The sequence below is a fragment of the Variovorax sp. LARHSF232 genome, from assembly GCF_052871435.1.
The window spans coordinates 308,402-324,992 of record NZ_JBIXJS010000003.1; the positions used below are offsets into that span (position 1 = coordinate 308,402).

The window sequence follows — 16,591 nt, forward strand, 5'->3', positions numbered from 1 at the left end:
CGCGCGTCACAGCGCGTCGGCCAATGCCTACGACGCGCACGTGGGCTCGGCCGAGGGCCTAGCCGAGTGCCTGCGCAATGGCCACCGCGCGCGCCTTGCCGATGGCGGCGCCGATCTCCGGACCTTTGGCACCGCGCTGCTGGGCAGCCTGCGCGATCGGTTCCGTCTCGACCGCCAGCGCCGCCTGCAGCGCCGTGCGCAGGCGCGCGCGCTGCGGGTAGGGCCGCGCTTCCAGGCCCAACCGTCCGCGCGCATCGCATTCGCAAGCCAGCAGCGCCGCATCGAATCGCTCGGGCTTTCGAATGGCATCGCAGCGCTCGAGCAGGCGCAGCACGGCCTGCGCCTTCAGTTCGCCGCTCCTGTGGATGTTGCCGTGCTCGCGCGCCACCACCTCGGCCAGCTCGCGGATCTCCACCGGCACGCGCCAGCGCTCGCACAGCCCGCGCAAGAGCCTGGCGCTGCGCTGCTCGTGGCCGATATGGCGCGGCAGCACGTCGGGGGCCGTCGTGCCCTTGCCAAGGTCGTGCGTGAGGCAGGCGAAGCGCACGGCCAGAGGCGCCTTCAGCTGCGCCGCCATGTCGAGCACCATCATCAGGTGCACGCCGGTGTCGACCTCGGGGTGATGCGCCTCAGGCTGCGGCACGCCCCACAGGCGCTCCACCTCGGGCAGCAGCTTGCCCAGCGCGCCGCAGCCGCGCAGCACCTCGAACATGCGCGAGGGTTGGGCTTCCATGAGGCCGCGCGACAGTTCCTGCCAGACGCGCTCGGGCACCAGGGCATCGACTTCGCCGGCATCCACCATCTCGCGCATCAACCGCGCGGTATCCGGTGCCACGGAGAACTCGGTGAAGCGGGCGGCAAAGCGCGCCACGCGCAGGATGCGCACCGGGTCTTCGCGAAAGGCCTCGGTCACGTGGCGCAACTGCCGGGCGAGCAGGTCGCGCTGGCCGCCGAAGGGGTCGATCAGGTCCGCGGCTGCGAGGGGATCCTTGTCGGCCAGCGCCTGCGGCAGGGCGATGGCGTTGATGGTCAGGTCGCGCCGCGCCAGGTCTTCTTCCAGGGTGACGCCAGGGTCGGCATGCACCACGAAGCCGCGGTAGCCCTTGCCGCTCTTGCGCTCGGTGCGGGCCAGCGCGTATTCCTCGCGCGTCTGGGGATGCAGGAACACGGGGAAGTCGCGGCCCACGGGCAGGAAGCCCTGGGCCGTCATCTCTTGCGGGCTCGCGCCCACCACGACCCAGTCGCGGTCCGAGCCCGGCAGGCCGAGCAAGCGGTCGCGCACCGCGCCGCCAACCAAGTAGCTTTGCATGCGCCGAGTTTAGGGTCTGTTAACAGACCCTAAGCGCGTGCTGTCAGGCAGGGTTCGACACGCGTGCGATGCGGTAGGGCTCGTCGGAGACGACGAAGTCCTTTTCGGCCAGCGCGCCATCGATCCACGCCTTGATGCCCGGCAGGGCCTGCACGCGCTGCATATAGGCGCGGATCGGCTCCGGCACCGGCAGCGCATAGCGCGCAAGGCGCATCACCACGGGTGTGAAGTAAGCGTCGGCGATGGTGAAGCGGCCAAACAGCATGCCGTCGGCATGGCTGGCGGCATGGGCGGCCAAGAGCTCGCTCCACATGAGGGCGATGCGCTGCACGTCGGCGCGCACGGCGGCGTTGTCGCGCCAGACGATCGCGCCCTGCGTTGCCAGCTCGGCCTCGATGTTCATGGGGCAGGCGCCGCGCAGCGCGCGAAAGCCGCCATGCATCTCGGCGCAGATGCTGCGCGCATGGGCGCGCTGCGCCGCGGCCTCGGGCCACAGCTTCTTGTCGGGGCAGGTCTCGGCCAGGTACTCGACGATGGACAGCGTGTCCCACACCTTGATGTCGCCATCCGCCAGCAGCGGCACCAGCGCAGTGGGCGAGAGCGGCGCCATGGTGCGCTTGAACTGCGAGTCGGGGCTGAAGGTGTCGACGCTGTCGAAGCGCACCATCACTTCCTCGAAGTCGATGCCGGCCTGCGTCATCAGCACCCAGGGGCGCATCGACCAGGACGAGTAGTTCTTGTTGCCGATATAGAGCTTGCGCATGTTCAATTTCTCTTTTTTGCTGTCGAACCCGGCATGCTAAGGGCGCAGCGGTCGGACAGTGATGCGGATTGGACCGCGGATTGATGCGCGGGTGCGTGCGACGGCGCTACGAGCGCGGCGGCGTCTTGTCCTGATCGTCCTGTTCCTGGCGCCGGCCGTTGCCCATCACACCTTCCAGCCCGCGCGAAAAATGCGGCACCAGCGCCAGCACCACCAGCGCGAGCACCGTGCTGATGATGGCGGTGACTTCGCGCCCCAGCCCGCAGGCCATGCCGATGGCCGCCGTCATCCACATGCCTGCCGCGGTGGTCAGGCCCCGGACATCCTGTTCCTTGTTGCTGTTCTTGAGGATGGCGCCGGCGCACAGGAAGCCGACGCCCGCCACCAGCCCCTGGATCACCCGGCTCATGTCGGCCAGCTCGGCGCCCGAGAGCTGCGGCACCAGCACGAACAGCGCCGAGCCCAGCGCCACCAGCATGTGGGTGCGCGCGCCGGCGGCCTTGCCCTGGGTTTCCCGTTCGAAGCCCAGCGCAAAGCCCAGGATGCCGGCCAAGAGCAGGCGCACCGCCACGCGCGTGAAGTGCTCGACATCGTCGATGTCGGTGAACTCTTTCGCGACGGTGTCGAGGACCGCGGTCCAAACACTGCTCACGGCAGATCTTTGTTGGGTTCCGGAATGCGTTCGTCGCGCGGGCCCACGCTGCCCAGCCGCGCCTTGATGGACTGCGGCTTGCCGCTGATGATGGCCGCGTAGTTGGTGGTGTTGGCCAGTACCTTCTTGACGTAGTCGCGCGTCTCGTTGAAGGGCACGTTCTCGGCCCAGATCGCGGCCTCGATCACCGGGCCGTTGCGCCAGGCGCGTGGGCGGCCCGGGCCGGCGTTGTAGGCGGCGGCGGCCAGCGGCATGGAGCCGTCGAAGTCGTCCAGCGCCAGCTTGAGGTAGTTGGTGCCGATGGTGATGTTGGTCTCACGGTCGTAGATCTGGTCGGGCGTGAAGCCTGGCAGGCCGATCTTGCGCGCCGTCCAGCGCGCCGTGGCCGGCATCACCTGCATCAGGCCGGAGGCGCCGACGCCGGAGCGCGCATCCATGATGAAGCGGCTTTCCTGGCGGATCAGGCCGTAGACGTAGGCCGGGTCGAGGCCGATGTCCTGGCTCTTGCGGACCACGGTGTCGTGAAAGGGCATGGGAAAGCGCTGCTCCACGTCGATGAAGCCCTTGGTGCGCTCGCTGGTGTTGATGCAGCGGTCCCATACCTCGCGCTGGCAGGCGAAGTCGGCCGCGGCCAGCAGGTCCCGGTCGCCCATGCCGCCCTTGAAGTGCAGGTTGATGGCGTAGTTCCATTCGCGCACGCCTTCCGAGCGCAGGCCCATGCCGATGGCCAGCAGCGCGCGCTGCAGCGCGGGGTTGTTGCGGGCCGCCGCCTTCTCTTCGGGCGTGAGCGGCGCGGGTCGGGTCGGCACGCTGGCTTGCTGGCCCAGCTCTTCCAGGGCCAGCAGTTCGTAGAAGCCGCGCGTGCCGGCAATGCCCTCGTACAGGGCGCGGGCCTCGGCACGGCGCTCGTCGCCGCCGCGCTGCGCCAGGGCGCGTGCCTTCCAATAGACCCAGGTCGAATCCTCCTGTGCTTCTTCGCTCATGGCGTCGATGCTGGCCTGCACCTCTTTCCATTGGCCCATGCGCAATGCCGCGCGGGTCTTCCAGGCCAGCATGTCGTCGCTCAGGTCCTTGGCCTTCGTGACGTTGCCGAAGTAGCCGCTGGCCATGGGCGAGAGCTTCATGGCCGACTGCCGGCCGATCACGCCCCAGAGCCAGTTGCGCTCTTCGGCCGTCAGCATCGGGCCCCATTTGCCATCCAGCTGCACGGCCGCCATGTCGGGGTCGGACATGGCGATCTTGATGAGCGCCAGCACCACCATCTCCTTGCGCGACTTGGCCGCGACCACGGCGCGGCCGGCCAGGAACTTGGGCGCGCTGGCGTTGACCTGGTCGAACAGCGCCAGGTCGTCGGGTGCCACCAGGTTGACGGCGTCGCGCGCGGCGCGCGGGCGATTGCTTTCCATCGCCAGACGCGCCTTCTTCCAGGCGTCGTTGGCAGACATCAGGTCGGCGGCGATGAGCCGCTCGGCCGCGGCCAGGCAGCCGTCGTCGGCATCGCGCTGCGCGAGCCAGTCGCGCCGCACTTCGCGCGCCTGCTCCTTGGTCACGCCGTTGCGTTGCGCGCCGGCCAGCACGGCATAGCAGCGCACTTCGCGGTCGTCGCCCATTCGATAGGCGGGATGCAGGGCGGCGAAGTTGTCCCAGTCGCGCTGCTTGCCCAGCTGCAGCAGCCAGTCGTTGCGCAGCCGGTCTTCCTGGTAGGTGCCGGCATAGCGCGCGAGAAAGTCCTGCACCTCGAGCGGGCTGGCTTCCTGCAAGCGGGCCTTGAGTTCCCAATAGGCGGCCCAGGGTTCCAGCGCATGGCCGCGGGCTTGCGGCAAGAGGGCCGTGAGGCGCGCCTTGTCGCCGCGCTGGAAGGCCTGTTTCATCTGCAGCAGGAGGTCGTCGCCGTTGCCTTGGGCCGACGCGCTTTGGCACAGTGCCGCTGTCAATGCAAGAAGGGAGAGGAGGCGGGCACGCCGGGGTGCCAAAATGCTTGGGAACTGCATCGGGGGATTATGGACAAGGCACGAGAACCAAAGTCGTCGGACACCGCAAGTTTCCTCAAGCAACAGCTGCGCGCTGCGCTGGTGGAGCAGCGCCTGCAGATGAACGATCGGCATGTGCGATCCGACCTGCTGCAGCGGGTGATGCGCATCTGGCTGGTGGGCCGGCCCGACACGGTGATCGGTGCCTACTGGCCGATCAAGGGCGAGTTCGATCCACTGCCGGCCCTGCATCGCTGGAAGGAAGACGGCGAGCTGCAGTCCAAGCCGACGCAGCGGCGCATTGCCCTGCCGGTGATCAACAAGGTGCACAAGACCTTGAGCTTCCACGCCTGGTATCCCGGCTGCCCGATGGAAGAAGACGCCTTCGGCATTCCCAAGCCGAAGGACACCGAACTGATCGTGCCCACGCTGCTGTTCGTGCCCTGCGTGGGCTACACCGATGGCGGCTATCGGCTGGGCTATGGCGGCGGCTTCTACGACCGCACATTGGCCGCGCTGGAGCCGCGCCCCTTCACGGTGGGCCTGGGCTTTGCCAACGGACTGCTGGCCAGCCATGAGCCCGAAGCCCACGATGTGCCGCTGGACGCCATCCTGAATGAAGACGGCGTCGTCTGGCCGGTGGGGTAGGTCCCCAGCCCCTCAGTCCAGATCTTCGAGATCGGGGTCCTTGCCTTCGCCGATGGTCTGGCGGGTTGCGGTGGCCTGCGCTTGCAGCCAGTCGGAAAAGGCCTGCACCTCGGGCCGCAGGGTGCTGCGCGGGCCCGCAAGCAGCCAGTAGGCCATGGGCGAGTCCATGCGGTGCTGCGGCAGCACCTCGATCAGGTCGCCGCTGGCCAGGCTGTCGGAGATGAGCGAGCTGCGCGCCAGCACCACGCCCTGGCCGGTGAGGGCGGCCTGCACCATCTGGTAGGCGTAGTTGAAATAGAGCCAGCGCTTGGGCTGCGCCTTGCTCTGGCCATGCAGCTCGAACCAGCGCCGCCAGGTCAGCCATTCCAGGTGCGTGCGGTGCGCGTCGCCGGCCTCGATCAGGGTGAAGTTGGCGATGTCGGCCGGCTTGCCGATCGACGGGTTGCTCTTCATCAGCCAGGGGCTGGCCACCGGCGTCAAGGTTTCGCCGAACAGGCGTATCGCGCCGGCCGGCATGCTGGCCGCCGGGCCGTAGCGCAGCGCCAGGTCGACGTCGGCCACGTCCAGGTCGACCGCCATGTCGCTGGCGTCGATGCGGATGTCGATCTCGGGGTTGTCGCGCTGGAAGGCCTCCAGCCGCGGGATCAGCCACATCGAGGCAAAGGACGCGAAGGTCGTGACCGCCACGCTCTTGCGCCCGGCGCTCTGGCGAATCTGCCGCACCGCGCCGTCGATGCGCGGCAGCGACTGCTGCACCGCCAGCAGCAACTGGGCGCCGGCGCTGGTGAGCTCCACCGCGCGGGTGTGGCGCAGGAACAGCGAGACGCCGATTTCTTCTTCGAGCGCCTGGATCTGCCGGCTCACCGCCGACTGCGTCAGGGCCATCTCTTCCGAGGCCGCGCGAAAGTTGAGATGGCGGGCCACCGCCTCGAAGGCCCGCAGATGGCCGGCGGAGATGGGGCGGGAGCGAAGGTGTGTCTGGGAATGCTGCACTTTAGGGTTTCCCTGATTGATGCGAAAAGCGAATCAGTAGGCTACCGCGTTTTCATTGGACCCGGAAGGCGGCCGGCGAGATCATTCATTCCTGAAACGCGCAACTGCCCCTTTTGCAGCAGCTACGCCAAGGAGAACACCATGACCGCTACCGTCCTCTCGTCGTCGATCCCCCGCCTGACCCGGCCCGTGCCGGTACCGCCGGCCGTGCGCCGCGGCGCCTGGCAGCTGGCGGCTGGACAGGCCATGTCCCTGCGTGCCCAAAGCGCCAGCGTGCTCAAGGTCCGGCAAGGCCGGGTCTGGGTGACGCGCGACGCCAGCGCCCAACGGGGCAGCGAAGACCTGGTGCTCAGCCCCGGCGACAGCCTGCAGCTGGCCAAGGGCGAGCGCCTGGTGATGGAGCCCTGGGACGGCTTCGGCGCCACCTACACCTGGGACGCCATCTGAGCCTGGTCATTCCAAAGGCCCGGTAACGGGCCATCGCCAGCGGCCATTTCGATGGCGCTGGTTGCGGCGCGCCACCAAGCAGTCGCCCGCATCGCGTATCGTCGGCACTTCCAAGCGAGTTCGATCCGACCACACGCCCGCCCATCCCTCCATGAGCCTCTATGCCCGCATCCGCCAGGTCCTGATGGTCGGCGGCGTCGAGACTTTCGGGGTGGCGGTGGGCGGCATTGCCGGGCTGCTGATCGTCAACCTGCTGCCCAAGGACCAGTACGCGGTCTATACCTTCCTCATGGCCTGCATGAGCCTGATGATCGGCATCGGCGATCTGGGCCTGGGCCAGTGCGTGCTGCCCGTGGTCGGCCGGCGCGCCAGTGATTCGCATTGGGTGATGGGCGTGTGCCGCCAGATCTTCCGCTGGCGCTGGATCCTGATGGCGCTGGCCCTGGCGATCGTGCTGCCCTATTGGCTGAACGCATCGACCCAGCACGCCTGGATCGCGCCGGCCTACCTGGCGGCAACCGGCGCGATGCTGGTCGTGCTGCCGCTGACCTTGAGTGCCAGCTTCTCGCACATGGTGCTGCTGGTCCTCGGCCAGGTGGGCGCCCTCAACCGCGCCGCGCTGGCCATGCACAGCACGCGCTTCCTGCTGGTGGCGGCCGTGCTGCTGGCGCCCTTTGGCGAATGGCAGACCAGCGCCCTGTTTGCCGCCACCGCGCTTTCGCTGGTGGTCGACATCCGGCTGCAGCAGCGCTCGCTGAACGCACTGGCCATCGAGAACCGGGAGTTCAATGGCGAAGAGCGCGACTGGGTGAAGCGCGAGACGCTGCGAATCGCCCTGCCGCTGGTTCCGTCGTCCATCTTCTTTCAGGTGCAGAGCGTCATCACGGTGCTGATCGTCTCCCTCTTCGGCACCACCGACATGCTGGCCGAGGTGGGCGCGCTGGGCCGCCTGGCCATGATCCTGGTGGTGCTGGACCGGGTCACCAACATGCTGCTGTTCCCGGCCATTGCGCGCTCGGCCGGTGGGCCGACCTTCGTCAAGCGGCTGCTGCAGGTGCACGGCGCCTACCTGGGCCTGATGCTGCTGATCTTTCTGACCGCGGTGATCTGGCCGCAGTACTGGATGCTGTTGCTGGGCCGCCAGTACGAGGCGCAGCAACCCTACCTGTGGCTGGCCATCGGCGCCTACGTGCTGATCAGCGGCTCCGGCTTCGCCTTCAGGACACTGACCGGCCGCGGGGCGACCGCGCGCCAGTGGTTCACGATCCCGCTGGTCCTGGTGGTCCAAGCCGCATTCGTGGCCCTGGCCGGGGTGAACACGCTGCCCCTGGTGCTCGCCTTCAACCTGGTCACCAGCCTGACCCATTTCATCTACCAGTACGCGCTGGTGCTGGCACGCCTGCCGGAGTGGCGCAGGACGGCTTGATTCGCCGGGCTCGCCGATCGGGCAGGGGCCCGCCGTGGCGGAGAAGTAGCAAAAAAGTTCTAAAACGAGAATTTTTGAACTAGACTGACCTGACGCCATGCGATCCGCCCACAGAAACCTCGATCTCTTTCTCAGCCTGGGCGATCGGCTTGGGCGGGGCGTTGTCTTCATTTCGGAAGAAACGGCGAGCCGTGGCAAGAGCTATGAGTGGATCCCGTCGCGCGCCCTGCGCCAGATCGCCTTCCAGTTGCTCACGATGTGGGAGATGACGCGCGAGGCCTGGCGCTCCAAGCGCACCGACCTGGTCTTCGTCTTCGAGCACAAGCCCTGGTACGCCTACCCGCTCTATGCCGTGTGCCTGCTACGGCGGCAGACGGTGTTCTTCATCGTGCACGGCATCCAGCAGACGCACGGCCAGAGCCCGTTTCACCGCCTGGGCCTGCAGGTGCTGCGCACCATCGAGAAGCATTGCGATGTGTGGCCGATCCACCTGGAGATCAGCGACCGGGAGGTGCAGGGCGTGCCCCGCTTCACCAAATCGATCGTGGTGCCCTTGCCCCTGCCGCGCGAGGCGCCCATCGAGCGTGCGCGCATCCGGCCTGGCGGGCCGCTTCGAATCGGCATCCTGGGCATCCTGCGCGCGGACAAGCCGGTCGAGCCGCTGCTCGACATCCTGCAGGCCTGTGCCAAGGCCCATCCTGACGTACAGCTGGCCTTCGGCTCGCCCAAGTGGCAGGTGCCGGAACGCCTGCAGCAGGCGCTGGCCGAGCGGGGTATCGACTACGCGGACACCGACGAGCCCGAGCACTACAACGTGTTCGTCCATTCGCTGGACATCGTCGTCGCCTGGTTCGAGCGTGACTCGTTCTACTTTCGGCCCAGCGGCATCCTCAATGACGCGATTGCGGGCGGCTGCTTCGTGGTCGCACCGGACTACCCCGTGCTGTCGGTGCAGATGGGCGTCCCGGCCTGCTGCGGCGAACCTTGCGCGAGCCTGGCCGAACTTCCGCAAGCGCTGGAGCGCGCCATCGACCAGGTGCTGCACGCCGGCGACCTTGCAAGCCGGTTCGACGCCTGGCGCGCCTGGCGCGCCGACGAACGGGTCATGCAGACGCTGTGCGCCGGCATCCAGGACGCGCTGGCCCAGACCAGCCGGAGCTTCAGCCGCGCCTGAGCAAGCCGTCCGGTTTCAGGCCTTGCGATAGAAGCGGCCGATGGCCGAGGCCAGGCCCAGGCTCATGCGGCGCAGCGCGAACTGCATCGGCGAATAGAGCTGGATCGGATGGTTGGCGTAGCGGTAGTAGGCCTTGGTGGGGCGCGAGGGCGGACGGCCCTTCAGGGCGCGCCGCACATGGCGGCCCAGCCATGGCTTGGCCGCGCCGATGGCATGCGAGAAGTAGTAGCCGCCATCCAGGAAGTCCATGGCGTCGGCGCCGGCGGTATTGAGCGGTGCGTCGTGCGCGGTCAGGGCGTAGTTCATCGCGTCCTGGTCGGTCGAATGGAACAAGGTGGACGCCTCGCCCGACTTGATGTGCTTCTGGCCGTTGTTGTAGTCGGCCACCAGGCCGCACATCCAGCCCCACAGCGCGAGGAAGTCGGCATGCTCGCGCGGCACGCTGATGAAGCCCGAGTTGTAGTAGCGGCTGAGCGTGCGGCGTTCCACCACGCCGTGCGGCGCGAACCAGGCGCTCCACATCAGGCGCTTGGGGTGCCGGGGCGGAAGGTTCCAGTTGACGTCTTCGATCAGGCCGATGCCGCCCTCGAACCAGGCGCTGATGTCGGACCAGGCGGACTGGAGCACGATGTCCGGGTCGATGTAGGCCACCGCGTCGGCGTCCGGCGCGTGCTGGTCCAGCACCTCGCGCATGAAGGTGGGCTTGTAGTAGGCGAAGAACAGCGGCGTGTCCAGCCGCACCAGGCGCAGGCTGAAGCTGTCGGAAAGGCGCAACTGGCCGCAAGTGGCGTCGTAGCCGCTGTGCTGGGTGATCCAGTCCGCCAAGCCGCCCCTGTAGCCGGCCCAGAGCTCGCCGCGATAGCCGTTGGCCATGAGCGAATTCGACAGCGCCGCCACGCCATAGTGGTAGTGACCTTCGAACAGGGTGCAGAGGGTGGTTTTCATTCGCCTGGTTGCCGAGTGGGGCGCCCGCGCGCCGGCATGCGAGTGTAATCAGATAGAACTACAGGTAACAACTGGACACATGGCCGATGGCGCGTCTTTCTCTTTCTATTGGGCGCTGAGCTCGCGCAGTTCCGTCTCGTAGCTGTGCAGCCGGCGCACCGCCTGCTCGCGCTGGGCCGGGTTGGTCATGTTGTGCAGCGCGGCGAAGTTGCGGCAGCCTTCCAGCCAGAGTGCCTGCTGCTGCTCGCGCCAGCGGCCGGCCGGCGGCTCGGTCACCGAACGCAGATAGGTGTGCACCACGCGCTGCGCCTCGGCCGGCGGCGCGTTTCGCTCGGCGCCAGGGCCGCCGAGACCGCGCAGAGTGGCAAGCAGCACGCCCTGGCGGCGCTTGCGCTCGGCGTCGAACAGGGCGGCGCTGAAGATCGATTCGGCCGCCATCTGGCGCAGGGCGCGGCGCTGGCTGTTGTCCAGGGTGCCGTAGAAGTCCTCGCTGCGGTCCAGCCACTGCTCGTAGCGTTTGGTCTGCTGCGCCTCGCGGCTCTTGCCGAGCCAGTCGGCGCGGTAGTCGTCGTTCTGCTTGGCGTACTTGCGCTGCAGTTGATCGAGCTGGGCGGGCGCGAGGCTCAGCGCCAGCTCGGCGCCGGCCGGCTCGGCGTGCTCGGCCATTGCCAAGAGGCGCGTGCGCACTGCCTCGCCCAACTCGCAGGCCTGCGCCGGCGTGATGTCCTGGGGTGCCAGCACCTGCGCCTTCTGCACAAGGGCGATCCATTGCGGCAGCTCGTTGCGGCGGTGCCAGGCCAGCAGGCGATCCAGCTCGTCGCGCACGCGCGGGGTCTGGCTGCCGTCGAAGTCCAGGTAGCTGTCCAGCCACCAGTAGCCCAATTCGGGCAGGTTGTTGTAGGCCAGCTTCAGGGTGCTGCAGGCGGCCAGGCCGGCGGCAAGCAGCAGCGCGCCGATAATTCGAGCCCAGTTCGAGCAACGGTTTGCATTGAAGAAAGAAGGCATGGCACAGATTCCGCAAGACGATTACGGGCCGGTCGACGTCGTCATCATGGCGGCCGGCAAGGGCACGCGCATGAAGAGCAGCTTGCCCAAAGTGTTGCATCGATTGGCCGGGCGCGCTTTGGTGTCGCACGTGGTGGACACGGCCCTCTCCATCCAGGCGCGCAAGGTGGTGGTGATCACCGGCCACGGCGCCAACGAGGTGGAAGCCGCGCTGGCCGTCGCCGCGCCGCAGGCCCCCCTGGAATTTGCCCGCCAGGTGCCGCAGCTGGGCACCGGCCACGCGGTGCAGCAGGCCCAGGCCCACCTGGAGGACGACGGCACGGCCGTCATCCTGTCGGGCGACGTGCCGCTGATCGGCGAAGAAACCTTGCGCGGGCTGATCGCCGCCAGTGCCGGCCGCCGCCTGGCGCTGCTCACCATCGAGTTTGAGGACCCGACCGGCTACGGCCGCATCGTGCGCGAGGGCGAGAGCGTGCAAGCCATCGTCGAGCACAAGGACGCCACGCCGGCGCAGCGCGAGATCCGCGAGGTCTACAGCGGTGTGATGGCGGTGCCCGTGCGCCTGCTCAAGCCCTGGCTGGCCCGGCTGGACAACAAGAACGCCCAGGGCGAGTACTACCTGACCGACATCGTTCGCCTGGCCACCGTGGATGGCGTGGCGGTGGTGGCGCATCGCACCAACGACGCGCTGCAGGTGGCCGGCGTGAACGACCCGCTGCAGCTGGCCCAGCTGGAGCGCGCCTACCAGCTGCGCCAGGCGCAGGCGCTGATGCGCCAGGGCGTGCGCATGGCCGACCCGGCCCGCTTCGACCTGCGCGGCAGCCTGGCCTGCGAGGCCGACGTCGAGATCGACGTCAACTGCGTGTTCGAGGGCGCAGTGTCGCTGGGCGCGGGCGTGCGCATCGGCGCCAACTGCGTGATCGCCAATGCGCGCATCGAGAACGGTGCGGTGATCCATCCCTTCACCCACATCGATGGCGAAAAAGCCGGCGTGACGGTCGGCCCGGCGGCGCTGGTCGGCCCCTTTGCCCGGCTGCGGCCCGGCGCGCGCCTGGGCGCCGAGGTGCACATCGGCAATTTCGTCGAAGTGAAGAACTCGACCCTGGGCGAAGGCGCCAAGGCCAACCACCTGGCCTACCTGGGCGATGCCTCGGTGGGCGCGCGCGTCAACTACGGCGCGGGCAGCATCACCGCCAACTACGACGGCGCCAATAAGCACCGCACCCTGATCGGCGACGACGTGCACATCGGCAGCAACTGCGTGCTGGTGGCGCCCATCAGCATCGGGGCCGGCGGCACGATCGGGGGCGGCTCCACGGTCAGCAAGAGCACCGAGCCCGGAGGCCTCACGGTGGCACGGGCGCGGCAGGCCAGCTATCCGAACTGGCAGCGGCCGGTGAAGAAGAAGTCATGAGCCCCCGCCCGGCCGCTCCGAAGGGGGCTCGCACCGCAGCGCGTCGCGCGGAGGCTGCCTAATGAGCAACACCAGCACTCCCCCGCTCAGCCCGCGCGAGCTCGAGCTGCTGCGCCTGACCATCCGCCTGTCGGAAGAATCGAAGGCGCGCGGCCGTCATCCTTTTGCGGCACTGGTGGCCGACGAGCACGGCAACGTCGTCTCGCAGGCCGGCAACAACTCGATGCCGCCGGAAGGCGACCCGACGCAGCATGCCGAGCTGGTGGCCGCCGCGCTGGCGGCGCGCAAGCTCAGCCCCGAAGAACTGGCGCGCTGCACCCTTTACACCAGCGCCGAACCCTGCTGCATGTGCGCGGGCGCCGTCTACTGGACCGGCATCGGGCGCGTGGTCTACGCGTTGTCGGAGCACAGCTTGCTGGGCCTCACCGGCGACCATCCCGAGAACCCGACCTTCTCGCTGCCATGCCGAGAAGTGTTTGCCCGCGGCCAGCGCAAGGTGCAGGTGCTGGGGCCGTTGATCGAGGACGAGGCGGCCGCGCCGCACCGGGGCTTCTGGGGTCGCTGACCTTTCGCCTCAGGCCGACGACGCGGTCTGCGCCAAAGGCAGCCGCGGCTGGAACTTGGCCCGCTTGACGCTGAAGAAGGCCTTCACGTTGCGCACGTTGGCATCCGCCGTGAACAGGCGCTGCGCCAGCGCCAGGTAGTCGGGCATGTCGCGCGCGCCGACGACCAGCACGAAGTCCGGCCCGGGCGAGACGCGGTAGCACTGCTGCACGGCATCGTCCTTCACCACCCGCGCTTCGAAGTCCTCCAGCGCCTGCGCGTCCTGCCGGTCCAGCGACACCTCCACCACCGCTTGCAAGCCGTGGCCGATGAGGGGTGCGAGCTTGTCCGGCGACAGCAGCGCAACCTGGCGCTCGATCACCCCGGCCTGGCGCAGCCGCTGCACGCGGCGCAGGCAGGTGGGCGGCGAGACATGGACCAGCGCGGCCAGTTGCTGGTTGGTGCGCGAGGCGTCTTCCTGAAGGGCTTGCAGAAGGCGCAGGTCGACCGAGTCGATGGACAAGGATTCCATAAATCAGTTGTTGATGGAATAAATGAAAAATTCGGGAGATCAATGGAAGATTATTCCATTCAGCCGCCGAACAAGAAAGCATTGTTCTCCTGGTCGCGCCTACGATGCCGCCTTCTCTCGAAACAACTAACTCCCAAAGGCCATCCCATGTGCGGCATCGTCGGCGCAGCCTCCCATCGCAACATCGTTCCCGTCCTGGTGCAGGGCCTGCAGCGGCTCGAGTACCGCGGCTATGACTCCTGCGGCGTGGCGGTGCATGCGGGCGGCCTCACCCGCACCCGCACCACCTCGCGCGTGGCCGACCTGGTCGCGCAGGTGCAGGAAGACAAGGTCGAAGGCCTGACCGGCATCGCCCACACCCGCTGGGCCACGCATGGTGCGCCGGCGGTGCACAACGCGCATCCGCATTTCAGCCGCGGGCCGGGCGAAGGCCCCGACAGCGCCAAGCCCGCGCGGGTGGCGCTGGTGCACAACGGCATCATCGAGAACCACGAGGCGCTGCGCGAAGCGCTGCAGGCGCGCGGTTACGTGTTTGCCAGCCAGACCGACACCGAGGTCATCGCGCACCTGATCGACAGCCACTACGACGGCGACCTGTTCGAAGCGGTGAAGGCCACCGTGAAGCAGCTGCAGGGCGCCTACGCCATTGCCGCCATCTGCCGCGACGAGCCGCACCGCGTGGTGGGCGCGCGCGCCGGCTCGCCGCTGATCCTGGGCGTGGGGCAGGGCGGGCAAGAGAACTTCCTGGCCAGCGACGCGATGGCGCTGGCCGGCGTGACCGACCAGATCGTGTACCTGGAAGAAGGCGACGTGGTCGACCTGCAGCCGGGCAAGTACTGGATCGTCGACCGCGCGCACAAGAGCGTGACGCGTCCGGTGCGCCAGGTGCACGCCCACAGCGGCGCGGCCGAACTGGGTCCGTACCGCCACTACATGCAAAAGGAAATCTTCGAGCAGCCGCGCGCCATTGCCGACACGCTGGAAGGCGTGGAGGGCGTGGTGCCCGAGCTCTTCGATGGCGTGGCCACCGATGGCGCCCCAGCCGCCAGCGCGCACCGCGTCTTCAAGAAGATCGACAAGGTGCTGATCCTGGCCTGCGGCACCAGCTACTACAGCGGCTGCGCCGCCAAGTACTGGCTGGAAGCCATCGCCAGGATCCCGGCGCAGGTGGAGATCGCCAGCGAGTACCGCTACCGCGAATCGGTGCCCGACCCCAAGACCTTGGTGGTGACGATTTCGCAATCGGGCGAAACCGCCGACACCCTGGCCGCCCTGAAGCATGCGCGCAGCCTGGGCATGGAAGAGACGCTGACCATCTGCAACGTGGCGACCAGCGCCATGGTGCGCGAATGCAAGCTGGCCTACATCACCCGCGCCGGCGTCGAGATCGGCGTGGCGTCGACCAAGGCCTTCACCACGCAGCTGGCCGGCCTGTTCCTCCTGACCCTGGCGCTGGCGCAAGCCAAGGACCGGCTCAGTGCAGAGGAAGAGGCGCAATACCTGAAGCAGATGCGGCACCTGCCGGTGGCGCTGCAGTCGGTGCTGGCGCTCGAACCCCAGATCATCAGCTGGGCCGAAGATTTCGCGCGCAAGGAGAACGCCTTGTTCCTGGGCCGCGGCCTGCACTACCCGATCGCGCTGGAAGGCGCGCTCAAGCTCAAGGAAGTGACCTACATCCACGCCGAGGCCTACGCCGCCGGTGAACTCAAGCACGGCCCGCTGGCCCTGGTGACCAGCGAGATGCCGGTGGTCACCGTCGCGCCCAACGACGCCTTGCTGGAAAAGCTGAAGAGCAACATGCAGGAAGTGCGCGCCCGCGGCGGCGTGCTGTATGTGCTGGCCGACGCAGACACGCACATCGAGAGCAGCGACGGCATCCACGTGATCCGCATGCCCGAGCACTACGGGCCCTTGAGCCCGCTGCTGCATGTGGTGCCGCTGCAGCTCTTGGCCTATCACACGGCTTGCGCGCGCGGGACGGACGTGGACAAGCCGCGCAATCTGGCGAAGAGCGTGACGGTGGAGTAGCGAGAGATAAAACCTGTCGGGTGGTTGGTGGTGGTGCGTGCGAAAGAATAGTTGTCGAAGTGCAAGGCCTCGGCGAGCCCTGTTACTGACGTGCGGTTGGCGCCCCTTCTTGACCCGGGCTTCCCCTTGGCCAACTCAAGGGCGAAGCTTTTCGCGTCGGACAGGGTTTGCGCTGACAAGATGAGGGTCAAACCCTGTTCCCGAGCGCTGTAAGAATTGCGTAAGATTCGCGCCCACGCCCCAACCGAGGTGCCCATGCTCGACATCGACTTGCCAGCGCCCACTGCGGCCATTCGTGACCTTCTTGTCATCCGCGGGATCGTCCCGGCGCTGGCCATGCTCAACGACAGGACGCCCTATCGGTTCACGGCGATCTACAAACTGAACGGCGAGGTGATGCACGCGGCGCACGCCTTCGACCGCGACTCGGAATACCGCACCTGGCTGAAGGTGGTGCCTCTGGGCAAGAGCTTTTGCCAGTACGCGATCGAGCAAGGCGAATTCGTGACCAGCCATGCCTCCGAGGATCGACGCCTGACGAGCCGCCCCTATGCCGGCATGGTCGAGTCGTACTACGGCCGGCTGCTGACGCGAGAGTGCGGCACGCCCTATGGCACTTTCATCCATTTCGACCTGGAGCCGCGCAGCATTCCCACGGAGGAAATTCACTTCCTGCGTGAAGTGATCCCGCAGTTCATCGACTACCTGGAATGAACAGGCGACTAGGCGCCCTGGACGGTGT

The 16,591-nt window shown here is 67.8% G+C and carries 16 protein-coding genes; 8 read left to right on the top strand and 8 right to left on the bottom strand.

Going from position 1 to position 16,591, the window contains the following annotated elements; translation table 11 throughout:
* Positions 1-58: 58 nt before the first annotated feature.
* The 4 genes from ACIPRI_RS10290 to ACIPRI_RS10305 form a co-directional block, all read right to left on the bottom strand.
* The gene (locus tag ACIPRI_RS10290) at positions 59-1,309 is read right to left on the bottom strand and encodes a multifunctional CCA addition/repair protein (protein ID WP_446621334.1); all 1,251 of its coding nucleotides are present in this window, start codon (positions 1,307-1,309) and stop codon (positions 59-61) included.
* A gap of 43 nt (positions 1,310-1,352) precedes the next feature.
* Entirely contained in the window at positions 1,353-2,072 is a 720-nt protein-coding gene (locus tag ACIPRI_RS10295; protein ID WP_446621335.1) for a glutathione S-transferase family protein, read from the bottom strand.
* A 106-nt stretch (positions 2,073-2,178) separates the two neighbouring features.
* On the bottom strand, positions 2,179-2,724 hold the full coding sequence (locus ACIPRI_RS10300; protein ID WP_446621336.1) for an MgtC/SapB family protein: 546 nt from the start codon (positions 2,722-2,724) through the stop codon (positions 2,179-2,181).
* Entirely contained in the window at positions 2,721-4,715 is a 1,995-nt protein-coding gene (locus ACIPRI_RS10305; protein WP_446621337.1) for a transglycosylase SLT domain-containing protein, read from the bottom strand. The genes ACIPRI_RS10300 and ACIPRI_RS10305 overlap by 4 nt, the downstream gene beginning before the upstream one ends.
* 9 nt (positions 4,716-4,724) lie before the next feature.
* Between ACIPRI_RS10305 and ACIPRI_RS10310 the strand changes: the two genes are divergently transcribed.
* Positions 4,725-5,342 carry a 5-formyltetrahydrofolate cyclo-ligase gene (locus tag ACIPRI_RS10310; RefSeq protein ID WP_446621338.1) on the top strand — a complete coding sequence of 206 codons (618 nt, stop codon included), beginning with the start codon at positions 4,725-4,727 and terminating at the stop codon, positions 5,340-5,342.
* A 12-nt stretch (positions 5,343-5,354) separates the two neighbouring features.
* Here the strand turns inward: ACIPRI_RS10310 and ACIPRI_RS10315 are convergent, their stop codons facing one another.
* Positions 5,355-6,335, bottom strand: coding sequence for a LysR substrate-binding domain-containing protein (locus tag ACIPRI_RS10315; protein ID WP_446621339.1), 981 nt, complete (start codon positions 6,333-6,335; stop codon positions 5,355-5,357).
* Between the two features lie 141 nt (positions 6,336-6,476).
* Here ACIPRI_RS10315 and ACIPRI_RS10320 point away from each other — a divergent pair, with 141 nt between their 5' ends.
* From ACIPRI_RS10320 to ACIPRI_RS10330, 3 genes are all read left to right on the top strand, one after another.
* A complete protein-coding gene (locus ACIPRI_RS10320; protein ID WP_446621340.1) occupies positions 6,477-6,782 on the top strand; it encodes a DUF2917 domain-containing protein in 306 nt (101 codons plus the stop codon).
* 151 nt (positions 6,783-6,933) lie between these two features.
* The gene (locus ACIPRI_RS10325; RefSeq protein WP_446621341.1) at positions 6,934-8,208 is read left to right on the top strand and encodes a hypothetical protein; all 1,275 of its coding nucleotides are present in this window, start codon (positions 6,934-6,936) and stop codon (positions 8,206-8,208) included.
* Positions 8,209-8,305: 97 nt separating this feature from the next.
* Positions 8,306-9,382: a hypothetical protein gene (locus ACIPRI_RS10330; protein WP_446621342.1), complete on the top strand. Its 1,077-nt coding sequence runs from the start codon at positions 8,306-8,308 to the stop codon at positions 9,380-9,382.
* A gap of 15 nt (positions 9,383-9,397) precedes the next feature.
* Here the strand turns inward: ACIPRI_RS10330 and ACIPRI_RS10335 are convergent, their stop codons facing one another.
* Positions 9,398-10,327 (bottom strand): hypothetical protein, encoded by a 930-nt coding sequence (locus ACIPRI_RS10335; RefSeq protein ID WP_446621343.1) that lies wholly within the window; start codon positions 10,325-10,327, stop codon positions 9,398-9,400.
* Positions 10,328-10,432: 105 nt separating this feature from the next.
* On the bottom strand, positions 10,433-11,332 hold the full coding sequence (locus ACIPRI_RS10340; protein ID WP_446621344.1) for a DUF6279 family lipoprotein: 900 nt from the start codon (positions 11,330-11,332) through the stop codon (positions 10,433-10,435).
* Here ACIPRI_RS10340 and glmU point away from each other — a divergent pair.
* Positions 11,331-12,746: a bifunctional UDP-N-acetylglucosamine diphosphorylase/glucosamine-1-phosphate N-acetyltransferase GlmU gene (gene glmU / locus ACIPRI_RS10345; protein ID WP_446621345.1), complete on the top strand. Its 1,416-nt coding sequence runs from the start codon at positions 11,331-11,333 to the stop codon at positions 12,744-12,746. The genes ACIPRI_RS10340 and glmU overlap by 2 nt on opposite strands.
* A 61-nt stretch (positions 12,747-12,807) precedes the next feature.
* The gene (locus ACIPRI_RS10350; protein WP_446621346.1) at positions 12,808-13,311 is read left to right on the top strand and encodes a nucleoside deaminase; all 504 of its coding nucleotides are present in this window, start codon (positions 12,808-12,810) and stop codon (positions 13,309-13,311) included.
* 9 nt (positions 13,312-13,320) lie between these two features.
* On the opposite strand, the gene ACIPRI_RS10355 is transcribed toward ACIPRI_RS10350, so the two are convergent.
* Complete coding sequence (locus tag ACIPRI_RS10355; RefSeq protein ID WP_446621347.1) at positions 13,321-13,821, bottom strand: Lrp/AsnC family transcriptional regulator; 501 nt, start codon at positions 13,819-13,821, stop codon at positions 13,321-13,323.
* Between the two features lie 147 nt (positions 13,822-13,968).
* Between ACIPRI_RS10355 and glmS the strand changes: the two genes are divergently transcribed.
* Both glmS and ACIPRI_RS10365 read left to right on the top strand, forming a co-directional pair.
* Positions 13,969-15,849 (top strand): glutamine--fructose-6-phosphate transaminase (isomerizing), encoded by a 1,881-nt coding sequence (gene glmS / locus ACIPRI_RS10360; protein ID WP_446621348.1) that lies wholly within the window; start codon positions 13,969-13,971, stop codon positions 15,847-15,849.
* Between the two features lie 255 nt (positions 15,850-16,104).
* A complete protein-coding gene (locus tag ACIPRI_RS10365; RefSeq protein ID WP_446621349.1) occupies positions 16,105-16,563 on the top strand; it encodes a hypothetical protein in 459 nt (152 codons plus the stop codon).
* The last annotated feature ends 28 nt before the right edge of the window (positions 16,564-16,591 follow it).